This is a genomic window from Hydrogenophaga sp., from assembly GCF_030651625.1.
Taxonomy (GTDB): Bacteria; Pseudomonadota; Gammaproteobacteria; order Burkholderiales; family Burkholderiaceae_C; genus Hydrogenophaga.
This window is the reverse complement of sequence record NZ_JAUSCF010000039.1, coordinates 108,240-132,090: the sequence shown is the minus strand read 5'-3', so window position 1 is coordinate 132,090 and position 23,851 is coordinate 108,240. Positions and strand designations below refer to the sequence as shown.

General features: G+C 64.2%; 18 protein-coding genes. 14 read left to right on the top strand and 4 right to left on the bottom strand.

Going from position 1 to position 23,851, the window contains the following annotated elements:
* The first annotated feature begins 123 nt into the window (after positions 1 to 123).
* The 8 genes from thrC to Q7V46_RS18920 all read left to right on the top strand — a co-directional run bounded on the left by thrC (position 124) and on the right by Q7V46_RS18920 (position 9,251).
* Positions 124 to 1,566, top strand: coding sequence for a threonine synthase (thrC, locus tag Q7V46_RS18955; RefSeq protein ID WP_304915131.1), 1,443 nt, complete (start codon positions 124 to 126; stop codon positions 1,564 to 1,566).
* Complete coding sequence (gene mobB, locus Q7V46_RS18950) at positions 1,563 to 2,096, top strand: molybdopterin-guanine dinucleotide biosynthesis protein B (protein WP_304915130.1); 534 nt, start codon at positions 1,563 to 1,565, stop codon at positions 2,094 to 2,096. The genes thrC and mobB overlap by 4 nt, the downstream gene beginning before the upstream one ends.
* Before the next feature lie 63 nt (positions 2,097 to 2,159).
* Entirely contained in the window at positions 2,160 to 3,446 is a 1,287-nt protein-coding gene (gene glp / locus Q7V46_RS18945; protein WP_304915129.1) for a gephyrin-like molybdotransferase Glp, read from the top strand.
* Positions 3,443 to 3,694: a molybdopterin converting factor subunit 1 gene (gene moaD, locus Q7V46_RS18940; protein WP_304915128.1), complete on the top strand. Its 252-nt coding sequence runs from the start codon at positions 3,443 to 3,445 to the stop codon at positions 3,692 to 3,694. Before glp ends, moaD begins: the two co-directional genes overlap by 4 nt.
* A gap of 40 nt (positions 3,695 to 3,734) precedes the next feature.
* The gene (locus tag Q7V46_RS18935; protein ID WP_304915127.1) at positions 3,735 to 4,208 is read left to right on the top strand and encodes a molybdenum cofactor biosynthesis protein MoaE; all 474 of its coding nucleotides are present in this window, start codon (positions 3,735 to 3,737) and stop codon (positions 4,206 to 4,208) included.
* A 40-nt stretch (positions 4,209 to 4,248) separates the two neighbouring features.
* Positions 4,249 to 5,004: a GNAT family N-acetyltransferase gene (locus Q7V46_RS18930; RefSeq protein ID WP_304915126.1), complete on the top strand. Its 756-nt coding sequence runs from the start codon at positions 4,249 to 4,251 to the stop codon at positions 5,002 to 5,004.
* 127 nt (positions 5,005 to 5,131) lie between these two features.
* Positions 5,132 to 7,741 (top strand): ATP-dependent chaperone ClpB, encoded by a 2,610-nt coding sequence (gene clpB / locus Q7V46_RS18925; RefSeq protein ID WP_304915125.1) that lies wholly within the window; start codon positions 5,132 to 5,134, stop codon positions 7,739 to 7,741.
* Between the two features lie 88 nt (positions 7,742 to 7,829).
* A complete protein-coding gene (locus Q7V46_RS18920; protein WP_304915124.1) occupies positions 7,830 to 9,251 on the top strand; it encodes a coniferyl aldehyde dehydrogenase in 1,422 nt (473 codons plus the stop codon).
* 116 nt (positions 9,252 to 9,367) lie between these two features.
* On the opposite strand, the gene Q7V46_RS18915 is transcribed toward Q7V46_RS18920, so the two are convergent.
* Together Q7V46_RS18915 and Q7V46_RS18910 are read right to left on the bottom strand one after the other, a co-directional pair.
* Entirely contained in the window at positions 9,368 to 9,619 is a 252-nt protein-coding gene (locus Q7V46_RS18915) for a hypothetical protein (protein WP_304915123.1), read from the bottom strand.
* A gap of 136 nt (positions 9,620 to 9,755) precedes the next feature.
* Complete coding sequence (locus Q7V46_RS18910; protein WP_304915122.1) at positions 9,756 to 10,601, bottom strand: helix-turn-helix domain-containing protein; 846 nt, start codon at positions 10,599 to 10,601, stop codon at positions 9,756 to 9,758.
* A gap of 88 nt (positions 10,602 to 10,689) precedes the next feature.
* Between Q7V46_RS18910 and Q7V46_RS18905 the strand changes: the two genes are divergently transcribed.
* The 6 genes from Q7V46_RS18905 to Q7V46_RS18880 all read left to right on the top strand — a co-directional run bounded on the left by Q7V46_RS18905 (position 10,690) and on the right by Q7V46_RS18880 (position 20,608).
* Positions 10,690 to 11,943 carry an MFS transporter gene (locus Q7V46_RS18905; protein WP_304915121.1) on the top strand — a complete coding sequence of 418 codons (1,254 nt, stop codon included), beginning with the start codon at positions 10,690 to 10,692 and terminating at the stop codon, positions 11,941 to 11,943.
* 176 nt (positions 11,944 to 12,119) lie between these two features.
* Positions 12,120 to 14,573, top strand: coding sequence for a DUF1631 family protein (locus Q7V46_RS18900; protein WP_304915120.1), 2,454 nt, complete (start codon positions 12,120 to 12,122; stop codon positions 14,571 to 14,573).
* Positions 14,574 to 14,806: 233 nt separating this feature from the next.
* Positions 14,807 to 17,230, top strand: coding sequence for a DUF1631 family protein (locus tag Q7V46_RS18895; protein ID WP_304915119.1), 2,424 nt, complete (start codon positions 14,807 to 14,809; stop codon positions 17,228 to 17,230).
* Between the two features lie 34 nt (positions 17,231 to 17,264).
* Positions 17,265 to 18,953, top strand: coding sequence for a thiamine pyrophosphate-binding protein (locus Q7V46_RS18890; protein ID WP_304915118.1), 1,689 nt, complete (start codon positions 17,265 to 17,267; stop codon positions 18,951 to 18,953).
* Positions 18,954 to 19,253: 300 nt separating this feature from the next.
* Positions 19,254 to 19,949 carry a LuxR C-terminal-related transcriptional regulator gene (locus Q7V46_RS18885; protein WP_304915117.1) on the top strand — a complete coding sequence of 232 codons (696 nt, stop codon included), beginning with the start codon at positions 19,254 to 19,256 and terminating at the stop codon, positions 19,947 to 19,949.
* A gap of 8 nt (positions 19,950 to 19,957) precedes the next feature.
* The gene (locus Q7V46_RS18880; RefSeq protein ID WP_304915116.1) at positions 19,958 to 20,608 is read left to right on the top strand and encodes a Crp/Fnr family transcriptional regulator; all 651 of its coding nucleotides are present in this window, start codon (positions 19,958 to 19,960) and stop codon (positions 20,606 to 20,608) included.
* An 86-nt stretch (positions 20,609 to 20,694) separates the two neighbouring features.
* Here the strand turns inward: Q7V46_RS18880 and Q7V46_RS18875 are convergent, their stop codons facing one another.
* Complete coding sequence (locus Q7V46_RS18875) at positions 20,695 to 22,728, bottom strand: hypothetical protein (protein WP_304915115.1); 2,034 nt, start codon at positions 22,726 to 22,728, stop codon at positions 20,695 to 20,697.
* Entirely contained in the window at positions 22,725 to 23,834 is a 1,110-nt protein-coding gene (locus tag Q7V46_RS18870) for a phosphatase PAP2 family protein (protein ID WP_304915114.1), read from the bottom strand. The genes Q7V46_RS18875 and Q7V46_RS18870 overlap by 4 nt, the downstream gene beginning before the upstream one ends.
* Between the last annotated feature and the right edge of the window lie 17 nt (positions 23,835 to 23,851).

Genomic DNA, 23,851 nt, shown 5'->3' with positions numbered 1-23,851 from the left:
CGCGCCGCCTGCGGCGCAACCCCCCAGGGGGCAATGCCTGCGGTCCGGCGAAGCCGCTTCTGTGGCTTGTTCGATAGTTCCTCACTCGCGCTGCGTTTCGCTTGATGTATCTGGATCACTGACATGCTGTACCTATCCACCCGCGGCCACCCTGACCGCAAACGCTTCTGCGAAATCCTGCTCGAAGGCTTGGCGCCCGATGGAGGTTTGTACCTGCCCGAGCGCTATCCGCAGGTGGACGCCGCCATGCTGGGTCGCTTGCGCGCTGTATTCAATGGTGGTGCCTCCGGTGGGTACGCCGCACTGGCCTTTGAGGTGCTGTCGCTCTACATCGACGACATTCCGGCCAGCGACCTGACAGCCCTGTGTGACAAGACCTACACAGAGGCGGTGTACGGCACGGCGGCCATCGTGCCGCTGAAGAAACTGGAAGACGGCTTCTATCTTGAAGCACTCTCCAACGGGCCGACGCTGGCGTTCAAGGACATGGCCATGCAGTTGCTGGGCAACCTGTTCGAGTACGAACTGGCGCGCCGTGGTGAAGAACTCAACATCCTGGGTGCCACCAGTGGCGACACCGGCAGCGCGGCCGAGTACGCGATGCGGGGCAAGCAAGGCGTTCGGGTGTTCATGCTCAGCCCGCACGGCCGAATGAGCCCCTTCCAGCAGGCGCAGATGTTCAGTCTGATGGACGAGAACATCCACAACATCGCCATCGATGGTGTGTTCGATGATTGCCAGGATATCGTGAAGGCCGTCTCAAACGAGCTCACCTTCAAGCGCCAGTACAAGATCGGCACCGTCAATTCGATCAACTGGGCCAGATTGCTGGCGCAAGTGGTGTATTACTTCGCTGGTTACTTCCAGGCGACCTCGAGTGATTCGCAGAAGGTCAGTTTCACCGTGCCCAGCGGCAACTTCGGCAATGTCTGCGCGGGCCATGTGGCGCGCCAGATGGGGCTGCCCATCCAGACCCTGGTCGTGGCGACCAACGAAAACGATGTGCTGGACGAGTTTTTCCGCACCGGGGTGTACCGGGTGCGAGCCAGCACCGATACTTACGAGACATCCAGCCCGTCGATGGACATCTCCAAGGCCAGCAATTTCGAGCGTTTCGTGTTCGATCTGCTGGGCCGCGACAGCGCGCGGGTGAAGGCTTTGTTCGGCGTCGCGCTCAGCCGGGAGGGCCGTTTTGAACTGGGCGCGGACCCGGTGTTTGCCGAAGCTGCGAGCCACTATGGTTTTGTCAGCGGAAAGAGCACCCACGCAGATCGCCTGGCCACAATCAAGGACACGTTCGAACGATTTGGTTTGGTGATCGACACCCACACCGCCGATGGCGTGAAGGTGGCGCGCGAACATCTGGACAAGTCGGTGCCAATGATCGTGCTGGAAACCGCATTGCCCATCAAGTTTTCGGAAACCATTGTTGAGGCGCTGGGGCGTCAACCTGATCGTCCCCCTCAGTTTCAAGGAATCGAGGCCTTGCCCAAACGGGTCCATCGCATGCCGGCAGACGTGGAGGCTGTGAAGCGCTACATCGTTCAGCACTGCAGCGACGCATGAAAGTTGTTGCCTTCGCCGGCTACTCGGGTTCCGGCAAGACCACCCTGGTCGAACAGCTCATTCCCGCGATGAGGTTGCGCGGGGCGAGGGTGTCGGTGGTGAAGCACGCCCACCACAAATTCGACATTGACCATCCTGGCAAGGACACCTGGCGTCACCGAGAAGCGGGCGCATTCGAGGTCGTGGCGGCATCGAGGCACCGCATGGTGCTGATGCGCGAATTCGAGCGGCCTGTCGATCTGGGCGTGCACCATTTGCTTGCTGAGCTGTACGATGGCATCGACTGGGTGTTCGTCGAAGGCTTCAAGGATTGCGATCTGCTCAAGATCGAGGTCTGGCGGGCAGAGAATGGCAAGGCGGCGCTTTACCCCCACGACCCTTTTGTTGCGGCCATTGCCACCAACAGCCCGAACCAACTTCCCGAGCCCACCCAGCGCCCCGTGATGGATTTGAACCTCCCGGATGACGTGGCGGCTTGGCTGATTGAAAATGGTGAACGTTTCGTCTACAACCCGGAAGCACACGGCTGACAGGCGAGATATGGCGACCGAGCCTGAAATTCGCTCCTTGCTGAAGTCAAACACCCTTCTCTCATGACCGCTCCCGTTCACGCGCGTACCCCATTGATGGAACTGGACCTTGCTCTGGCGCAGTTGCTGCAGCGCGTCCGTCCTTTGTCAGACGTCGAGTCGGTTGCCACTTTCGATGCCGACCGTCGCGTGCTGGCCGAAGACCTGGTTTCGTCGCTCCAGGTACCGCCCAACGACAACTCGTCCATGGATGGCTATGCGGTGCGGTGTGCGGATGTGAGCGCACCTGGTGTGGTCTTGCCGGTGTCCCAGCGCATCGCCGCCGGCCATCCGGCCAATCCCTTGCGCGAAGGCACCTGTGCCCGCATTTTCACCGGCGCCCCCATGCCTGCGGGCGCTGATGCCGTGGTCATGCAGGAAGACACACAGGAAGTGGGCGGTGACATCCACGGTGTGCACATTCATGCACTGCCGCAATCCGGTCAGTGGGTGAGGCGGGCTGGTGAAGATGTGGCTCTGGGGTCGGTGGTTCTGGCTCGGGGTGAGCGGCTCTCGCCAGCCGGTCTTGGCCTGGCAGCCAGTCTGGGTCGGGCCAGGTTGTCGGTGGTGGTACGGCCGCGCGTGGCATTGTTTTCCACAGGTGACGAACTGGTCATGCCGGGAGACGTACCGCCCGAAGCAATGCCGCCGGGGGCCATCTACAACTCGAACCGCTTTTTCCTCCGGGCTCTGCTGCAGCGCATGGGCTGCGAGGTGAGCGATCTGGGCATCGTGCCCGATCGGCGCGATGCGACGCTTGCAGCACTGCAGTCGGCGGCCGACCACCACGATCTGATTCTCACCAGCGGCGGCGTGTCGGTCGGTGAAGAAGACCACATCAAGCCGTCTGTCCAGCAGCTGGGTACGCTGGATCTCTGGCAGATCGCCATGAAGCCTGGCAAGCCGTTCGCTTACGGCACGGTGAGGCGCCACGCTGCTCCAGGTGCGGATGATCAGCCGTGCCACTTCATCGGATTGCCTGGCAATCCGGTGTCCAGTTTCGTCACTTTTGTGCTGCTGGTGCGTCCGTTCTTGCTGGCATTGCAGGGCGTGAGAGATTCAGCTGCACGCGCCACCCTCGTTCCCGTGATGCTGCCGGCCCACTTTGACGTGACCCGCGCCGACAAGCGCCGTGAGTTCATCCGTGTGCGGCGCAACGACGCGGGTGGTCTGGACCTGTTTCCCAACCAGAGTTCAGGCGTGCTCACATCGGTTGCGTGGGCCGATGGCCTGGTGGACAACACCGCAGGTCGCACCATTGCCCATGGCGACCTGGTTCCTTTTGTATCGTTTGCCGAGTGGCTTGCATGAACGTCAACATTCGTTATTTCGCGTCCATCCGCGAGGATCTCTCGACCAGCAGTGAAGCGATTGTCACAAGTTCCCCGACGCTGGGCGCACTGCGCGATGAACTGATTGCGCGCGGAGGCGCCTATGCCGAGGCACTCGCTCGTGGAAAGGCGGTGCGAGTCGCGTTGAATCAGACCATGAGCGAAGAGGCTGCGGCGCTCTCAGACGGTGCCGAGGTGGGGTTTTTCCCGCCGGTCACCGGCGGCTGACGTTGGCGCTGCGATCGCACTCAACCACCAGGTGAAGCTTATGACGGCACGTGTGAGTATCCAGGCCGAAGACTTTGATCTGTCCATGGAGGTGGTCCGGCTCCGCGAGACCAATCCGGGCGTGGGTGCCGTCTGCGCATTCGTTGGCACTGTCAGGGACCGCAACGAAGGCCAGGGTGTTCATTCGATGGAGCTTGAGCACTACCCTGGTATGACCGAAAAGGCCATCGAGGCCATGATCGACGAGGCGCAACAGCGTTTTGACATTTTCGGCGCACGGGTGATTCACCGCGTGGGCGTCTTGCAGCCCATGGACCAGATCGTTCTTGTGGTCGTGACATCGGCCCACCGTGGACAAAGCTTCCAGGCTTGCGAATTTCTCATGGACTACCTCAAGACCCAGGCGCCCTTCTGGAAGAAGGAGCAAACGCCGACCGGTGCGCGTTGGGTGGATGCGCGTGTGAGCGACGATGCGGCCCTGGAGCGCTGGGGCATCGCAGGCCAGAATGCCTGAACGTCAGCCCGGGGCGGCTCCTTTGAACACCGGGCCGCCCATGACATTGCCGCTCGCGGACGCAGAAGTGGCTTCCATTGAACGCGCCACGCTGGAGGCGGTGGTGCCCGATCGCATGGAGCAGATGCAAGGTTGGTTGCTGCCCATTTTTGACGGGACCGTGGGAAGGGCCCGATCGGCCGTGCCCCTGCAGCATGGCCAGCCCGACACCACCCAGATCGGGCCCATTGCCGAGCGCTACCTGGCGCTGGGGTTTGCCCCCGCTTTTCGCCTGCCGGACCTGCCTGCTTTCAGCGACTTCCATGCACAGCTGCAGAGCCTGGGATTTGTGCGCGAGCAGCCTTCGCTCACAATGGTCGGTAACGTCGAGAACCTCTTGAGCCTGCATCCCGGTCCGGCAGGTGAACTGCACGCCCAGGCCGATGCACAGTGGATGGCCATGTTTCTGGGGCCCGGCCTCGACCCGGTGGATGGCGCGAGCAGGGCGCGTGCGTTGAGCCGGGCTGAAAACACGCTGTTCGCCAGCGTGCAGGAGGCGGGGTGCACGGTCGCCTCGGGTGCGGCGGCCTTCGGCCAGGGCTGGCTCAGCGTGCATGGCATGCGCACCCATGCGGCGCATCGAGGTCGAGGGCTTGCGCGCCGCGTGTTGGTCACGATGGCGCAGGAGGCCCAAAGGCGCGGTTTGTCAAAGGTGTTTCTGCAGGTCGATGCGGGCAACACCGCCGCGCTGGTTCTTTACCGGCGGGCCGGCATGGTCACGGCATGGCCCTACAGCTACTGGCGCGCGATCGACTGACTCTCTCGGGTCCGATTGACTTGCGTCAACCTTGTGTGCGCTTGACGGGTGCGAATGCAAACCCCGCTTGAAAATGAAAGAAAAAGCGCCAGATGGCCTGTAATTCATTTTTCCGGAGTGCCTCCGCATGCGACTCGACAAACTCACCACCAAGTTCCAGGAAGCCCTGAGCGAAGCCCAGACGCTGGCGCTGGGCAATGACAACGCCTACATCGAACCGGCCCATCTGCTGCTGGCGATGCTGCGCCAGCCCGACGGCCCGCAGTCGCTGCTGCAACGCGCCGGCGTGAACGTGGCCAGCCTGAGCAAGGCAGCCGAAGCCGCCGTGAAGCGCCTGCCAGAAGTGCAGGGCCAGGACCAAGTGCAGGTCGGGCAGGAGCTGGCCAAGCTGCTGCAGGCCACCGAAAAGGAGGCCATCAAGCGGGGAGACCAGTTCGTGGCCTCCGAGCTGTTCCTGCTGGCCATTGCCGATGCCAAAGGCGAAATCGGCCGACTGGCAAACGAGAACGGGCTTTCGAGGAAGAGCCTGGAAAGCGCCATTGAAGCCGTGCGCGGTGGTCAGAAGATGGACAGCCCCGAGGCCGAAGGCCAGCGCGAAGCGCTGAAGAAATACACCCTGGACCTCACCGAGCGCGCCCGCTCCGGCAAGCTGGACCCGGTGATCGGTCGTGACGACGAGATCCGTCGGGCGATCCAGGTGCTGCAGCGCCGCAGCAAGAACAACCCGGTGCTGATCGGTGAGCCTGGTGTGGGCAAGACCGCCATCGTGGAAGGCCTTGCGCAGCGCATCGTCAATGGCGAAGTGCCCGAGAGCCTGCGCGACAAGCGCGTGCTGGTGCTCGACATGGCGGGCTTGCTGGCGGGCGCCAAATTCCGCGGCGAATTCGAGGAACGCCTCAAGTCGGTGCTCAAGGAAGTTTCGCAGGACGAGGGCCGAATCATCCTGTTCATTGACGAACTCCACACCATGGTGGGGGCCGGCAAGGCCGAGGGGGCGATGGATGCCGGCAACATGCTCAAGCCTGCGCTGGCACGGGGCGAACTGCATTGCATTGGCGCGACCACGCTGGACGAGTACCGCAAATACATTGAGAAAGACGCTGCGCTGGAGCGCCGTTTCCAGAAGGTGCTGGTCGACGAGCCCACGGTGGAGCAGACCATCGCCATCCTGCGTGGCCTGCAGGAGAAGTACGAAGTGCACCACGGCGTGGAGATCACGGATCCGGCCATCGTCGCTGCGGCCGAGCTTTCGCACCGCTACATCACCGACCGCTTCCTGCCCGACAAGGCCATCGACCTGATCGACGAGGCCGCCGCCAAGATCAAGATCGAGATCGACTCCAAGCCGGAAGTCATGGACAAGCTCGATCGCCGCCTGATCCAGCTGCAGATCGAGCGCGAAGCCGTGCGCAAGGAGCAGGACGAAGCTTCGCAAAAGCGGTTCGCGCTGATCGAGGAAGAGATCCACCGGTTGCAAAAAGAGATTGCCGACCTGGATGAAATCTGGAAGAGCGAAAAGGCCCAGGCCCAGGGCAGCCAGCACGTGCGCGAAGAAATCGAGAAGCTCAAGCTGCAGATCGAGGAACAGACCCGCAAGGGTGACTTCAACAAGGTCGCCGAACTGCAGTACGGCCGCCTGCCAGAACTGGAAAAGCGGTTGAAGGAAGCACAGGACAAGGAAACCGCCAAAGGCACCGAAGGGTCTGCACCCAAGCTGTTGCGCACCCAGGTGGGGGCCGAAGAGATTGCTGAGGTGGTGAGCCGTGCCACCGGTATCCCCGTGTCCAAAATGATGCAGGGCGAACGGGACAAGCTGTTGCAGATGGAGGTCAAGCTGCACGACCGCGTGGTGGGGCAGGACGAGGCGATTGCCGCCGTGGCCAACGCCATTCGCCGCTCGCGCTCGGGGCTGTCTGACCCGAACCGGCCCACCGGTTCGTTCCTGTTCCTGGGCCCGACCGGCGTGGGCAAGACAGAGCTCTGCAAGGCGCTCGCGGGTTTCCTGTTTGACACGGAAGAGCATCTCATCCGTGTGGACATGAGCGAGTTCATGGAGAAGCATTCCGTGGCCCGCCTGATCGGCGCGCCACCGGGCTACGTGGGCTACGAGGAGGGCGGCTACCTCACCGAAGCGGTGCGCCGCAAGCCTTACAGCGTGTTGCTGCTCGACGAGGTGGAGAAGGCCCACCCCGACGTGTTCAACGTGTTGCTGCAGGTGCTGGACGACGGTCGTCTGACCGACGGCCAGGGCCGCACCGTGGACTTCAAGAACACCGTGATCGTGATGACCAGCAACATCGGCTCGCACCTCATCCAGGCCATGGTGGGCGATCCCTACGAGGACGTGAAGGACGCGGTCTGGGGCGAGCTGAAGAACCACTTCCGGCCCGAATTCCTGAACCGCATTGACGAGACGGTGGTGTTCCACGCGCTGGACGCTCAGCACATCGAGTCCATCGCGGGTATCCAGCTCAAGGCGCTGCAAGCGCGCCTGCAGAAGATGGACCTGCGGCTGGAGGTGGCACCCGCCGCCCTGGCCGAACTGGCCAAGGTGGGCTTCGATCCCGTGTTTGGTGCCAGGCCTTTGAAGCGCGCCATCCAGCAGCGCATCGAGAACCCGCTTTCCAAGTTGCTGCTGGAAGGGCGGTATCCACCCAAGTCGGTGATTCCGGTAGGGGTGGATCCGGTGCGCAACCCCGGTGTGTTCGAGTTCGGCGAGGCCTTGAGCGCTGCCTGAGCGTCACCGGACGGCAAAGGCCTGGGCTCCAGACCGTTTGGAGCCCAGGCCCTACCCGAGACAGGCTTCGCGGCCTATCATGCCTCTCATGACCCAGAACCCGCCAGATTTTCCGCTGCATGCCTTGTTCGAGGCGCAGCACGCCGCAAGCCGGGCGCAAGTGGACGTGCCCTTGAGCTTGCGTCGTGACCGGCTTGGCCGGCTGCGTGACCTGATCGAAACCCATGCGGCGGCCCTTTCCGATGCTGTAGAGGCGGACTTCGGCGTGCGCTCCAGGTCGTTGACCGAAGCCGCCGATCTCTTCGTCCTGCGCGCCGGCATGGCCCAGCTGCACAAGGAATTGCCGCGATGGATGAAGCGCCACCGGGTGCGCACGCCCTTCTACCTGCTGCCAGCCCGGGGTTACATCCAGCCTCAGCCACTGGGCGTGGTTGGAGTGATTGGTCCCTGGAATTACCCACTGCAGCTCACGCTGGGTCCTGCCGCCACGGCGCTGGCCGCAGGCAACCGCGTGATGCTCAAGCCCAGCGAACTCACACCCCAGAGCTCTGCGCTGATGGCTTCACTGGTGCACCAGACTTTCGCGGCTGACGAGTTCTGTGTGGTTCAGGGCGGCAGCGATGTCGCGCAGGCGTTTTCCCGGCTGCCGTTCGATCACCTCTTCTTCACTGGCTCGACGCAGGTGGGCCGGCAGGTGGCCGCGGCTGCAGCCGCCAACCTGACGCCCACCACCCTGGAACTGGGCGGCAAGTCGCCCTGCATCATTGACGCGTCCTGTGACCTGCAAGATGCGGCCATCAAGATTGCCCATGGCAAGCTGCTCAACGCCGGCCAGACCTGCATCGCTCCGGACTACGTGATGTTGCCCAGGGGTACGGAGGCCGCCTTCGAGAGCGCCTACTGGGCTGCCGCAAGCAAACTGTTCCCCTCCTTCGAAGGCAATCCCGACTACGCATCCATCGTCAGCGAACGTCACCGTGTCCGGCTGCTGGCGCTGGTCGATGAAGCGCGAAAGCAGGGTGCGCGTGTGTCGGGGTGGGATGTGACCCCTTCGGCAGACTCGGCCCGGCGCCAGCTGGCGCCAGCGTTGGTGTTTGATGTGCGGCCCGATGCGCGATTGATGACAGAGGAGATTTTTGGTCCCGTCTTGCCGGTTTTCTCGTATGGCAGTCTGGACGAGGCGATTGCCACCATCAACGCCCGCCCCCGCCCCCTGGCGCTGTACTGGTTTGGCCGTGACGATGCCAACCGCGACAAGGTTCTCATGCGCACTGTGAGCGGAGGTGTCAGTGTGAACGACACCCTGATGCACGTGGCGCACGAACACCTGCCATTCGGCGGTGTGGGTGAAAGCGGTTGGGGTGCCTACCACGGCAAGGTGGGTTTCCTGCGCTTCACCCAGGAGAAGCCGGTGCTGGTGCAGTCCAGGTTCGCCATGGGCCACCTGTTCTACCCCCCTTACGGTAAGCGGTTTGCTCAGGTCATTGGCCTGTTGAAACGCTGGCTCTGACGCAAATGGAGGCTGCCCCCCGCACTTCGCGGCACCGGCACCCGTGTTCTTCAAGAGGTCGATTCGCAGGCTACGTTGGCTTGATGACCCGCTCGCTTGATTCTGGCAATTCCAGTTCAGGCGCTGGCTGAGCTTTCCTCGTCGACATCGCCGGGCAGTCTCAGTTCCGTTTCCTTGAGGTAACCCCTCGCCTGCAACCTGTTCGCCAGCTCGTCGATGTCTTGACCCAGCAGGGTCGAGAGTTCAAGCCTGCTGCGCCTGCCGTTGGCCATCAGCAGCAGGGTGTGCGCTTCCCGACCCATCAGGTCGGGTCGTGCCAGCGCTTCCCATGCGCGAGGTGTCTTCATGAATCGTCGGATGGTGGGCATGTGTTTTCTCCCTGCGTCAGTGGGACACGACGTCACTTTGACAGAGGTGACGCTACCCCTCTAACAGGTTACCTGTCAGATATGACAGTGCCTTGACCGTTTGCCGCGCCAGCGCTCGGGAGGCGTGCAGCACGGCCTAAAAATCCGCCTGCTGGCTCCAGCGCGTGGGCGGGTGTCCCACTGCCGCCTTGAACATGGCGCTGAAGGCGCTGTCGCTGCTGTAGCCAGTGGCAGCCGCCACCAGACCCACAGACGCCCCGCGCGCCAGCAAAGGCAGGGCGTGCGCGAGCATCGCCTGCCGCCGCCACTCCTGGTACGTGGTGCCCAGCTCTTCGCGAAACAGCCGGGCCATGGTGCGCTCGCTGGCGCCCGCATTCGCAGCCCATTGCGCCAGGGTGGCGCGTTCGCCGGGCGCGCGCAACACGGCTTCGCACAGCGCCTTCAGACGCTTGTCATGAGGCAGCGGTACGCCAAGCGGTTGGGTGTCGGCATGGGCCAGTTCGTCCAGCACCAGACCGGTCAGCAGACGATCGCGAACAGGCTCGGCGGCGCGGCGAGAGTCTGCGTCCATGGCCTGTACCAGCTCGCGCAGCAGTGGTGAGACGCGAATCATGCGGCAGGACAACCCCACACAAGACTGGGCATTTGCGTGGATGTACAGCGTGCGAAGTTCAGCCGCTTCGCGCACCGAGACCGCGTGCCGCGTATTGGCCGGAATCCATACCGCACGGGAGGGCGGAACGATGAAGGTCACAGCCTGAAGCCCCACGTTTTCTGGCTCCACCATGACTTGCACGATACCTGTGGCGCAGTACGCCAACTGGCCCCATGGGTGGCAATGGGGTTCGAAGTGGGTGTCGGCGCTGAGTGCGCGTGCGCGCACCCGCACCGGCCGGACTTCATCGGGTGTGAAGGGATCGGTGTCGCCGATCGGTGTTGGTGGGGGGCGGTGCAGAGGAGGCTTTGGTCGAGGTGAGGGCATGCGCAGGCGAACACAGTTTGGCTTCAAATCGACGAAACATGACGTATCGTCGTGATTCGGCGATTCTGGTCGAGTCTACGATCTCGTCATGTCTTCATCAAGCACCTCTCACGCCCTGCCTCCCATGGGCCAAGTCCCGCTGCGGCAGGACGCCAGCCTGATCGGGCTGGTGGGGCTCGCGCACATGATCAGCCACTTCAGCCAGCTGTTGCTGGCGCCGCTGTTCCCCTGGCTGAAAGACGCGTTCGATGCCAGTTACGCGGAGCTGGGTTTTTTGATGACGGTCTTTTTCGTCACTTCCTGTGCTGTGCAGACCGCGTCTGGCTTTGTCGTCGATCGCCTCGGGCCGCGCCCGGTTCTGTTTGCGGGTCTTTCTCTCCTTGGGGTGGCCGCCTTCGGCTTTGCCGCAAGCACCAGCTACGGCATGCTGGCGGCCTTTGCCGTGGTGGCCGGTGTGGGCAACGGGGTGTTTCATCCGGTGGACTACACCTTGCTCAATCGCAAGGTCAGCGCCCTGCGCCTGGGGCATGCCTACAGCGTGCATGGCATCACCGGCAACCTGGGCTGGGCGCTGGCGCCGGCCATGCTGGTGCCCATCGCCCTGGCGTATTCCTGGCGCGCGGCGCTGATAAGCGCCGGCGTGCTGGTTCTGGTCGTGCTGGCGGTGCTGTGGTTTCACCGTGAACGCTTGAACCTGCCCGCCGCTCCGCAGCCCGACCGCAGTGCGACTGGTCCATCCGCTGCCGAGAGTTCGCTGGCATTTCTGCGCATCCCGGCGGTATGGATGTGTTTTGCCTTCTTTTTTCTCTTCGCCATGGCGCTCAGTGTGGTGCAGGCGTTCGCCCCGGAGGCCGCGCGACAGTTGCACGACGTGCCACTGGCCCTGGTGGCGGTCTGCCTGACCACCTACATGCTCAGCGCGGCCGGGGGCATGGTGCTGGGCGGATTCCTGGCTTCCGACCCCGCTCGGTGCGAGCGGGTGGTGGGCGTGGGCTTTGGCATCGCTGCCAGCATTGCCTTGCTGCTCGCGTTTGGCAATCTGGCGGCGATGGCGGTGCCTGTGCTGTTCGGAGCCATGGGCTTTGCGGCCGGTATTGCCGGGCCTTCCCGTGACCTGCTGGTCAAGAAGTCCACACCCGAGAACGCCACGGGTCGTGTTTATGGGGTGGTTTACTCTGGCCTGGACATCGGACAGGCGATCGCGCCTCTGATCTTCGGCCTGATGATGGACAGGGGCCTTTTCCAGGGTGTGCTGCTCGGGCTGGCGCTGGTACAGGGCGTGCTCATCGTGAGTGCATTCAACGTGCGTCGTGTCAGGCGCACCGCGCTTGCCGTGGCTTGATCAGGAAACAAACCAGCGGCACAACCGCCGCGCTGAGGTCTTTCGATTGAATTTACGTCGCAGTCCTTTGCGCTGCCGCTGAAATTTTTCCTCTGGTGCGGCTGCCCATCGTTCGAGAAGGTATAACTGCGGCTTGTCCACTTCCTGATCGCCTGGCAGATACCCGCAGACCGACAATGACGGCGCCCCCCCGATTGCTCCAAAAGTGTTTTCAGCAAGTGCTCATCGAAGCGCCTGGAATGCTGAGCCGCTGCATGGAGACCGCCATTGCCGAATTGCAGACCGCCGAAAACCAGGGATCTGACACGGCCATGCGGGATCGCGTGGCCCGGGGCTGGTGGCTCCTGCTCCAGCACAAGGCCCAATGGTCGCAAGCCTACCCGCAGCGATTGCGCGAAGCCTTCGACGGCGTGACAAGCGATACCCAGTTTTCCCGACCGGCTACGCTGTCGGAGTCGGTCATGCTGTCGCTGGTGGACGAAGAGGCAGTGAATGAATCGTTGGAGTCTGCGCGCCTGCTGCAGAGCATCCAGCCTGCGCTTGAACAGGAACTGGCGGTTCTGGATGCGCTGATGAGTTCGGTCATTGGTGAGGGCACCGTTCGCGCCGAACTGAACCCCTTGCGCCCTTCTGTGTTTGTGCGGGTGTTGCGCGACCTGATGTCGAGCGACGAGCCCGACTCCGAAATCAGGGGTCTCTGGCTGCGCCACATGGGACATCCGCTGGGGCGAGAACTCAAGAAGATTTACGAAAAGCTGGCTTTGCTGCTGCAGCAGGCCAACGTGAGGGAGGCGGGCTACCGCGTGCGGCTGGCGCCAGACGGACAGGGTCCGCGTGCTGCGGGTGGAACAGAAGGGTCGCAGTGGGGCCAACTGAGCGAGCAGGGCGGTGCGAACGGGCGCCATTCCGGTGGTGCGCCGCTGGATTATCCCGGCCACGACCTGCCGCCCATGTCGCACCTGGGGCGGTTGCAGTCTGACGTGCAGCACCGCGTGTTCCATGACTTTCTGGAACACGATCACAGCCGCTACGAGCGCCCTCTGGAAGGCGGGTACTACCAGCAGGTTGAGCGCGAGCTGCAGGAAGTGGAGCGCATGGCGCCCGCCGCGCCGGTTGACGAGCGGTTGCTTCAGCAGCAACGCATGCAATACCGCGACGTCACGGCGGTGGACCGGCCCGCCCGTGAGGTGGGAATTGGCAGTGAGCTCAGCGCTGACGCATGGGGTGATTTCGCCGCCGCTCACGAACGCTCGCGGCTGTTGTTGCAGCTCAAGCAAAAGGCCCAGAAGGTCAGCCAGGCGGTTGGCCTCGATGTGGTGCGCACACTCGTCAACCAGGTGGCCAGCGACCCGCTGCTGCTGGCCCCCGTGCGTGAAGCGGTGGTGGCGCTGGAACCTGCGCTGCTGCGCCAGGCCATGGCCAATCCCCGCTTCTTCAGCGAGGACGAGCACCCTGCGCGGCGGTTGATCGAGAGCGTCGCCCAGCGCAGCTTCAAATACAACGATGAATTCGCAAGCGAGTTCGACCAGTTCTTCCAGCCGGTGCAGCAGGCCTTCCGGGAGCTCAACGCCTCTAAGCATGCCGACTCCACCGCCTTTGCCGATGTCCTTGAGAACCTGGAAGAGCGCTGGCGGTCGCAAGACGAAGCCGACCTGCAGCAGCAGGACCAGGGATTGCAGTCGGTTCGCTATGCCGAGGAGCGCCAGTCACTGGCCGACCAGATCGCATGGGATCTGAGCCAGCGTGCCGACATTGATCATGCACCGGGTGTGATTCTCGACTTCCTGTACGGCCCCTGGTCGCTGGTGATCGCGTCGGCCAAGCTCAACGACCAGACGCAGCACCATGATCCGGGTGGATACAAGAAGACGGTGTCTCACCTGCTCTGGAGCGTCAAGAAAGAAGTCACGCTCAAACGGCCTGCCCAGCTCTTCGAGATCATTCCCCAGATGCTGAGCACCCTGCATTCTGGGCTGGACATGCTGGGCCAGACCCGCGAAGAAACCAAACCCTTCTTCGACGCCCTGATGCGACTGCACGAGCCGGTGCTGGGCCTGCGCCGCGCCCGCACCCGCAACGACGCCAGCGCGTCTGGTCCGGTGCCGCTGGAGAGTTCGTCCATGTCGATGGATCTGGACGAAACCCTGCCCGCGACGCCCGAGCAGCGCAAACCCCGTCAGTCTGGCCAGCCGTGGCTGGGCCGGCGTGAACTCGACGCTGCCGGGTTCGAAGACACCTTGCCCACCGACTACGCCGACCTCATTGAAAGCCAGGTGGCCGCGCAGGCCCACGAGGCAGACGAGCAAGCCATGGTGCAGGCGGTCGCGGGCGACAGCCTGGAGTCGATCGACCCGGCGACCGTGCTGGCGGGGCTGCGCGAGGGCGACTGGGTCGATCTGAACTCGCGCCGTGAGTGGTTGCGGGCTCAACTCATCTGGGCCAGCAGCAAAGGCACGCTGTTCATGTTCGTCAGCCGTGGGGGTCGGCCGCACTCCATGACAAAACGCAGCTGCGAGCGGCTGATCGCCAACCGCCTGCTGCGTCCGATCGAATCGCGCGGCGTGGTGCAGAAGGCCATCACGGCCATGGCCCGCGATGTGGCCCAGCCCTCGGCACCAGAGCCGGCCTGATTTCCGGACCCATCGACTGCGGGCCAAGTGCGCCGCATCGGGGGTGGTCCGACCAGCCGCCAGGGTATCGACGGGTCGGTGATCCCAGAATTGACCGCCGGTAGCTCAGTAGGCGCCGTCTGGAACCTCGGGTGCTCAGGCATCGCCTGCATGACCGACAACCCTCATGAAGGCACCCGGTTCCCGGGTATAAATTCGCACCCACTACATCCGCATCGAGTCAGTTTTCTGCCATGTTGGTCACCTCCCCCTTGTTGTCACAGTGCCTGAAGGAAGCGCTGCGGCGGTCTCCTGATCTGATCGGGAGGTGCCTCGACGACGCCGTGACCTCTCTCAAGGCGCTGGCTGGGCAGGGGCGCGAGGTGGTGGTTCATGACGCAGCGTCCAAGGTCTGGTGGGACCTGCTTCAGAACAAGGCCGACTGGTGCCATGCCTACGCCCACTTGCTGCGTGAGGCCTTCACCGCTGGCCAGCACGGCAACCAAGGGCCCGACAAGGCGCTGCACCTGCACGCCTCCAGGCACGAACTGGCCCTGGAAGACGAACAGGCGGTGAACGAATGGCTTGATGCAGCCCGTCTGCTTCAAGAACTGCAGACGCTGGTTGAACAGGACCTGGCGGCGCTGGATGCCCGCTTGAGCTCGCTCAGCGGGCAGAGTGCGGTGCATGTCGAAAACACCCCGTTGCGACCCTCGGTCTTCGTGGGCGTGTTGCGCGACCTGATGGCATCTGTCGAACCCAGTCCTGGAACCCGCTCGATCTGGCTTCGTCACCTCTCGCCCACGCTGGGTCTTGAGTTGCGTCGCCTTTACCAGCACCTGGCGCTCATGCTCCAGCGTGCCACCCAGGACCAGGTGAGCTACCGGGTGCGGCTGGTCGAAGCCCCCCAGCCCGCACCGCCACCGCGCCGGGACCTGCTCGGCGACGAATCTGGCCTGGAAGGCCGGGGCGGTGCTTTCTCCATTGCGGCGAAACCGGCGCGGCTGGTGCTGCCCACCATGCCTGCACTGGCCCGCGCCAAGTCGGAAGTGAGCCAGGCGATCTTGCTGGCGTTTCTGCATCACGGTGGCGTGCCCTTTGCGCGGGCGCTGACAGACGATTATTTTGAGAAGGTCAAGCAGGAACTGGCGCAGCTTGACGAACACGCAGCCCTGCCGGTGCTCAGTGAGGTGGTGGACCATTCGCATCTTGACCAGGCCCTGCCAGCGGTCGACCGTTCGGCGCGGGAGGTCGACATCGATTCCCGCCTCAACGCCACCGACTGGGGCGCCTTCGCCGATCCACGCGAGCGCGCTCGCGTGGTGCTGATGCTCAAGCTGAAGGCCGAGCATGTGGCGCAGGCCATGGGCATTGACGTGGTTCGGCGTCTGGTGAACCAGGTGGCGCGCGACCCGTTGCTGCTGGCACCCGTACGCGAAGGCATAGTGGCCGTTGAACCCGCTTTGCTCAGGCTGGCACTGGTTCACCCGCGTTTTTTTAGCGAAGCCGATCACCCGGCGCGCCGGCTGGTGGAAAGCGTGGCCCAGCGTTCCTTCAAGTACAACGACGAGTTCTCTGCGGACTTCAACGATTTCATGCAGCCGGTGCGCCTCGCGTTCAACCTGCTCAACGATTCCGCCACCGAAGACCCCAAGGTTTTTGCGGACGTGCTGACCGCCATGCGTGAACTCTGGGACAACCAGGACCAACGCGAAAAGGTGCTCAAGGACCAGCGCCTGCGCGCCATGCGCTTTGCCGACGAGCGCCAGGCACTGGCCGACCACTTCACCCGCGAACTGGGCCAGCAGGCCGATCTGGAGGGTGTGCCCGGCTTCATCGTGGACTTCCTGAGCCGTATCTGGTCGCTCGTGATCGCCTCGGCACGCCTGACCCACCCCCATGGTGGCGATGATCCAGGTGGCTACCGCGCCGCCGTGGAGCCGCTGCTCTGGTGCGGGCGCAAAGAGGTGGTCATGCGCCGCCCCGTCCAGCTTTTTGAAATCTTGCCCGATCTGATCCAGACCCTGCACAAAGGGCTCGACATGCTGGGCATGAGCAAGGACGAAACCAAGCCCTTTTTCGATGCGCTCATGCGCCTGCACGAGCCCGTGCTGGGGGCTCGCCGCGCCCGGGTTAGGCACGACGGAACGATCTCTGGCCCCACGCCGCTGGAAAACTCGTCAATGTCCATGGACCTCGATGAAACGCTGCCGGCCACCTCGGAGCAACTGCGTTTGCGCGACGCCGAAGAGCCTTGGCTGGACCGGCGGGAGCTCCATGCGGCCGGCTTTGAAGAGGGACCATCCACCGACTTTGGCGACTTGTCCGATTTTCCGGCCGATGAGGCCGGCGACGACGAAGCGCCCGCCATTGGCGCACCCATGTCGGATCAGGACGCCGAAACCGTTCTGTCCCAGTTGCGCGTCGGCGACTGGATCGACCTGTCCTCGCACGGCGAATGGCTGCGCGCCCAGATGATCTGGGCCAGCGCACGCGGCACCCTGTTCATGTTCACCAGCAGCGGCGGGAGGGCGCATTCCATGAGCCGGCGCAGTTGCATCAAGCTGATTCGCCGCCGCTGGTTGCGTCCGGTGGACACGCACGCGGTGGTGCAGATGGCCATTCAGGCCATTGCCGGCAACGAAGACAACAGCGGTCCAGCAGGCGAAAGCCGCTGAGCCATCGTCGCGCGTGTGCGGGCACAATTGCCGCATGACGAACCAACTTGCTGGACACCTTCTCGTTGATTGCCTCATCGCCCAGGGCGTGACCCACGCATTCGGCGTGCCGGGCGAAAGCTATCTTGCCGTGCTGGACGGCTTTCATGCGCGTGCCGACCGCATCCGCTTCATCACCAACCGGCAAGAGGGCGGCGCTGCCTTCATGGCCGAAGCCCAGGGCAAGCTCACCGGGCGGCCCGGGGTGTGTTTTGTCACCCGGGGGCCAGGCGCCACCAACGCCTCCATTGGTGTGCACACCGCGTTTCAGGACTCCACGCCCATGGTGCTTTTCGTGGGTGACGTGGCCAGCGACGCGCGCGATCGCGAGGCTTTTCAGGAGGTCGACTACAGCGCCTTCTTTGGCCCCGGTACCAAGGGCATGGCCAAGCGCGTGGAGCGCATCGACGACGCCCGGCGCATCCCTGAATACGTGGCCCGCGCCTTTGCCACCGCCATGAACGGCCGGCCCGGACCGGTGGTGCTGGTACTGCCGGAAGACATGCTCACGCAGACTGTCGATGCCGAACCCTTGCCACGCGTGGAGCCGGTGCAGGCCTGGAGCGACCCGGGCTCGCTGCGTGAGTTGCGCGAGCTGCTGATGCAGGCGAAGCGCCCGCTGGTGATTGCAGGCGGTGGCGGCTGGACTCCGCAGGCCGCCGCAGCCCTGCAGCGCTTTGCAGAGAACTGGCAACTCCCCGTGGCCAACGCCTTCCGCTTTCAGGACACCTTCGACAACCACCACCCGCTTTACGCCGGCGACGTGGGCCTGGGCATCAACCCCGCGCTGGCTGCCCGCGTGCGCGACAGCGACTTGCTGATCGCGCTCGGGCCCCGGCTGGGCGAGTCCACCACAGGGGGCTACACGCTCATCCAGGCGCCCGTGGCCCGGCAGAAGCTGGTGCACATCCATTCCAGCGCCGAAGAACTCAACCGCGTGTACCAGGCCACCCTGGCCATCTGCGCCACCATGAACGCCGCCGCGCGCAGCCTCGAAGTGCTGTCGGCACCGCCCTCGGTGCCCTGGGCCGAATGGGCCAACGCCTGCCACGCCGACTACCTGGCCAATATCGACCCCGCCAACGGCGGCATCACGCTGCCCGGCACCATCGACATGCCGGCCATCATTCACACCCTGCAGCAACACCTGCCGGCAGATGCGGTGCTCACCAACGGCGCCGGCAACTTCGCCAGCTGGCTGCACCGGTTCTACCGCTACCACGGCCTGGTCAAAGGCCACAAGACCCAGCTCGCGCCCACCAACGGCGCCATGGGCTACGGCGTGCCCGCTGGTGTGGCAGCAAGCATCCTCACCGGGCGCTCAGCCTTCACCATTGCGGGCGATGGCGACTTCCTCATGAACGGACAGGAACTGGCCACCGCCGTGATGCACGGCGCCAAGAGCATCGTGCTGCTGCTCAACAACAGCAGCTTTGGCACCATCCGCATGCACCAGGAGCGCGAGTACCCCGCCCGAACCAGCGGCTCCGACCTGCACAACCCCGACTTCTGCGCACTCGCCACAGCGTACGGCTACCGCGCCGAACGCATCACCCACACCAGCGAGTTCGAGCCGGCCCTGCTGCGCGCGCTGCAGGGGGAGGGTGGTGCACTCATCGAGGTGGTACTGGACCTCGAAGTCATCACCACCCGCGCCACGCTAAGCGCCATAGGGAAGGCCTGACCATCGGCGTTGGACGAAGGGGCCTGAGCAAAAGAGCCAGTCCACAACGCACGAGGTAGCGCCAAATCCAGGGGCACCGAAGGTCCGGCTCCGCCGGCCCAAGGGTGCCGTCCCCCCTCCAAGCACCGAAGGTGCGCAAGAGAGGGGGGAAGCCGCGTCAGCGGCGCAGGGGGGAGTACCCAATCCAGGGGGGAGTACCGAATTCAGAGTGGTAATACCGCACAAACTGACGGGTACCTTGATACGCGCTTTTGACGGACCTTCTTCTTACACTGAAGCCAACTTCAGGAGGTTCCGATCATGTGGCAACTCAACGAAATGGACTACGGTACGGCGGCCCAGGCGGGTCGCCAGTCGCCCACCCCCAAGGGCCCCGGTGCAGCCATGCTGCTGCGCATGCTCGACGAGATCGACTACGGTGTTCTGGTGATCGACGGGCAGGGACAGATCCAGCACGCCAACCACCTCGCCCGTCACGAACTGGCCAGCTCTCGACTGGTGATGGTGCGTGGCAACTCCCTGTTCGGCAGCTCCACCGAACACAGCGCCATGATCCAGCAAGGGCTGGACCACGCCTGCAAGGGCCAGCGCAAGCTCGTCCTGCTGGAGCACAACGATCTTGAGCTGTCGCTGGCCTTCATCCCCCTGAGCCACCCGCTGGAGGCCGAATCGCCCACCGTGCTGGTGCTGCTGCAGCGCCAAAGCACCTGCGACAACCTGGCGGTGCGCATGTTTGCCCGCACCAAGGGGCTGAGCCCCAGTGAAGAGTCGGTCATGATCGGTCTGTGCCGTGGTCTGGGCGTGCCCGAGATCGCCCGTGAGCATGGCGTGGCCGAGTCCACCGTGCGCAGCCAGGTGAAGTCGCTGCGCGAGAAAACCGGCTGCTCCAGCATCCGCCGGCTCATGCAGCGGGTGAACAGCCTGCCCCCGGTGGTGCCCGCCCTGCGCATCATCACACCCATGGCGCATGGCGCAACGGAGTTCGTCCATCCATAATCGGAGGGATGAACGCGGCGCTCCCCACCTTTCAAGCCCCCCAATCCACCCACCATATTCAGGCCCTGGCCCGGCTGGGCGTTCAGAGGCGCTACCGTCGTGGCGCCTTGCTGATCCAAGAGGGTGAAACGGGCGACACGCTTTATATCGTTCAGCAAGGCCGCTTGCGAGCGTTCCTGGCCGACGGCAATGGCAAGGAGCTTACGCTGGGCAGCTACGGACCCATGGAGTACGTAGGCGAAATGTCGCTCGACGGCGGCCCGCGCTCGGCCAATGTGGAAGCGTCTGAGAATTGCACCTGCTCGGTCGTCTCGCGCGACGTGTTGCTCAGCTACATCGCATCAGAGCCGGAATTCGCCCTTGAACTCATGGCCCGGCTCATCCGCCGTGCGCGTCTGGCCACAGAGAGCGCCCGCAGCGTGGCGCTCATTGACGTGTATGGCCGGCTGGTTCGGCTGCTCAACCAGATGGCCAGGGAGCCCGACGCGAAGGGCGAGCGCATGCTGCGCGAGCGGCTGACCCACCAGGCCATGGCACAGCACCTGGCGTGTTCCCGCGAAATGGTGAGCCGCCTGCTGCGCGACCTGGAAACCGGCGGCTACATAGCCGTGCGCGAGCGCTGGATCTGGCTGCTCAAGACCCTGCCTGCGCGCTGGTGAGCTTGCCGCCGTGCCTCCTGGGCACGGGCTGCAGTCAATTGCCAAAAGCTGAATCGGCAACGGGCTGGCCCTGAGCCGGCAGCACGTCACTTCTTGCACCCCTGATTGACAAAGTCGCGTGCGATCTGGGGTGCGGCCATGCTGGTGCCCACCAGTCGCACCTGAGCCGCGCTACGGGTGCCCGCCGCGCGCACGCCCCAGAGGCCGGCGCTGTCATCACTGACGGCAAATCGATCAGGTACCTTTTGTACGCCCTTGCGTTCAGGCCGTGAGGCATCCGGGTCGGGTGTGCGCGGACTGTAGAGGGCCATCGGGTCCTGAGAGCTGGCAAAGTAGCGCACACCGCCCACCGATACCGTGCCTGCGCCGGTGGCGATGTCATTGAAGGTGCCGCTGCGTCGTACCAGCGAAGGGTTGTCCGGGTGGTCAATGAAGCCCCCCAGACCACCGCTGGTGTCGTAGTGCCGGTCTTCCAGCCAGGACTGGCGAGCGCCCGTGTTGGCTACGCCGAGCGGCACATCGTCGCGCTCTACGTAGGCGTCAACGACCACAGCACGGCGGGACTTGTTGATCAGGCGCACTTGCCAGACACCGGCGCGCGTGAGCACCGTGTCTTTGAACCAGCGTGCCGTCGGTGCCAGCGCTATGAGGGCGCAACTCCCGGGGTGACCGAGCGCACTCTTCACCGGAAACAGGATGGCTGCCTGCGGAGAAGCGGCAGACGGCCAGACGCCGCATTGCCCGATGGGCATGGGGGGCAGGGGGGTAGTGGTACCAGGTGGCGTTAACTCAACCAGCACCTGGCTGAGCGTGCGTTCGGCATCTTCGTGATCTTCAAACCAGAGTTCCAGAAAGCTCTGGGTGTGGTCGTCAGGTTGCACACGCCAGTGCAACTTGGCGGCGTCTTTTCCGGTGAGCAAGACATTCGCATGGGTGCGCGCCTGGTAGGCATTGCCCGCCGGGATGACCAGGCGACAGTGGAGGCCACTGGCGGCAATAAGCTGAGCCATGCCCGCTTCCAAAATGGAGCTGCCGTTGTGCGGCCCCGCCAGCGCACCCCAGCTCAGGTTGATGGTGACGCAGGCATCAGGTGCACAGCGGGCCAGGGCCCAGGCCAGAGCGTCCATCACACTGACCGTCAATGCGCCGCCGGAGCTGTCGGCCACACTGGCCCAGTCGAGCTGCGCCACCAGCAGCGTGTTGCACGAGGCGACGTCGTCTGCGTCCTGCCAGTCCGGGGGGCTATCCTCTGTGCCGATGGTGTGGGTGTAGACGGTCGGTCCGGCCACCAGGCTGCTGACATGGGTGCCGTGGTTGGCGGCGTGGTTGATCTCCCACATCTGCCAGTAGCTGTACAGCGCATCTTCATCGACGCGCCCGTCCTGCGTATGCGATTGGATGGCGGCCTGGATGGCTGAGCGGATCAGTTCATGACCATAGCCCATGTCCACCGGCGCCGGGCCGGCGCGGGCCGGGTCAAGCGGTTCCGGATGCAGGGTGGCGGTGGCACGGCCGTGCGGCCCCACGGTTTCGTCCTGCCGCCAGAACGCTGCGACACGGGTTTTGTGCTGCGGGCCACTCAAGAAGTCGGCATGCGCCAGTGCCAGGCCGTTGTCGATCACCACAGTGACGTTGCCGCTGACCTGCGTGGGGGCAGGTGGGGGTGGGGTGCCGTCTCCTGCATGGCGGTCAAGCGGCCGAGCCTGGTGGCCAACGGGCAGTCCCAGGTCGTAGCGGGCAACCATGCCGTGGAGTGCGCCACCCTTCTTCAGCGCGTTGAAGAAGCCGCGCCTGACCTTGGCGGTGCAGAAGCGCAGACTGCTTCCCAGGCCAAGGTACACCATGGGCACCTGCAGCCAGGTGGGGTTTGATGCGGCCACCAGATCGACCACGCCGTGGCCCGGAAGCAGTTCAATCAGCAGCGGCAACCACTGTGGGTCGGCAGGCATGCCGTTCGCATCCCGAAACCCGGAGAAGTTGGTGGTCTCGGCCCAGGCCAGGTACGGGTCGCTGCGGTCCAGCGCGCCGGGAGCCGACCAATCGATGCCGGTGAACCGGCCACGCGGCAGAGGCGCCCAGACTTCTTGCGCTTTCGGGGCGCTGGCGCGCCCGGCCTTCATTGCCACTCCTTGAGCGCCTCGTCCCAGAGCCAGGCCATCAATGGCCCTGTCGGCAGGCCAAAGGCCGGGCCCACCTGGCGGCCGGCTTCGCCGTTGTTGATCGAGTCCTGCAGGTCGAAGTCGCGAGCACTACCGCCGGGGCCGATGTAGGTGCTGCCCAAGAACTCGCGCTCGCGCAGGTTGCTGCCGCTGCAGCGGCTAATCATGAATTCACCTAGCAGGGTGCCGAGCACGCGACCCACCGCCGAATCCACCGGGTAGTGCACGCCGGCCACCGTGCGGTTGACCGCGATGCGGTAGGCCTGTCGTTGCAATTGCACGTGTCTCGCTTCGTTGCCCTCCTTGTGGCCGGCGCCAGGCCGAGCGGCGCGCAGCAGGGCGTCAAGCAGCGTGGCGGCGATGAACGCCTCGGTGGCATGGCCGCTGGGGTAGGCGCCATGCCCGGGCGTGGCAATCATGGGCTGAATCTGGGGCGAGAGCTCCACCGGCCGGACCACGGCGAAGATCTGCTTGAGGCGCATCTCGACATGATTGGCCAGTGCAAAGGCCAGGCCCAGCAACTGCAGGGTCTTCTTCTGCTTGTGATCGAGGATGCCGATGATGGCGGCCCAGAACGGCACGGGCAGACCCATTTGCGACAGGATCTCGGCACCCCGGTCACCGCGCAGGTCGGCGTAGGCAGCCACCAGTTCCATCTGCTTCTTGAGCAGTGCCATGTCTGGCGCGTCGAGCTCCAGCAGATTGCGCTGCTTGCAGCCCTTTTTGGTGACTTCGACGAAGTGCAGCCCTGCCTTCCCCTTGTGTGCGCTGTATTGAAGGCCTTCCACCAGTTCGCTGAAGCAGGCGGCCATGCGAGGACCGTCGGACCAGAGTTTCAGGTTGGCCGGGTCATTGAAGTCCGGAATTGGTGGGGTGATGACAGGGCCCTCGAAGGGGCCTGCGATGGCGTTGCGGTTCAGAACGACTGCGTCGGGAGACGCAGCCCCAATGCCTCCTATCCCACCAATGCCTCCTATCCCACCAATGCCGCCTATCCCACCAATGCCGCCTATTCCACCGATGCCCCCAATACCTCCTATCCCACCGATACCGCCGACGATGCTCATTTCTGCTCCTTAGTGAT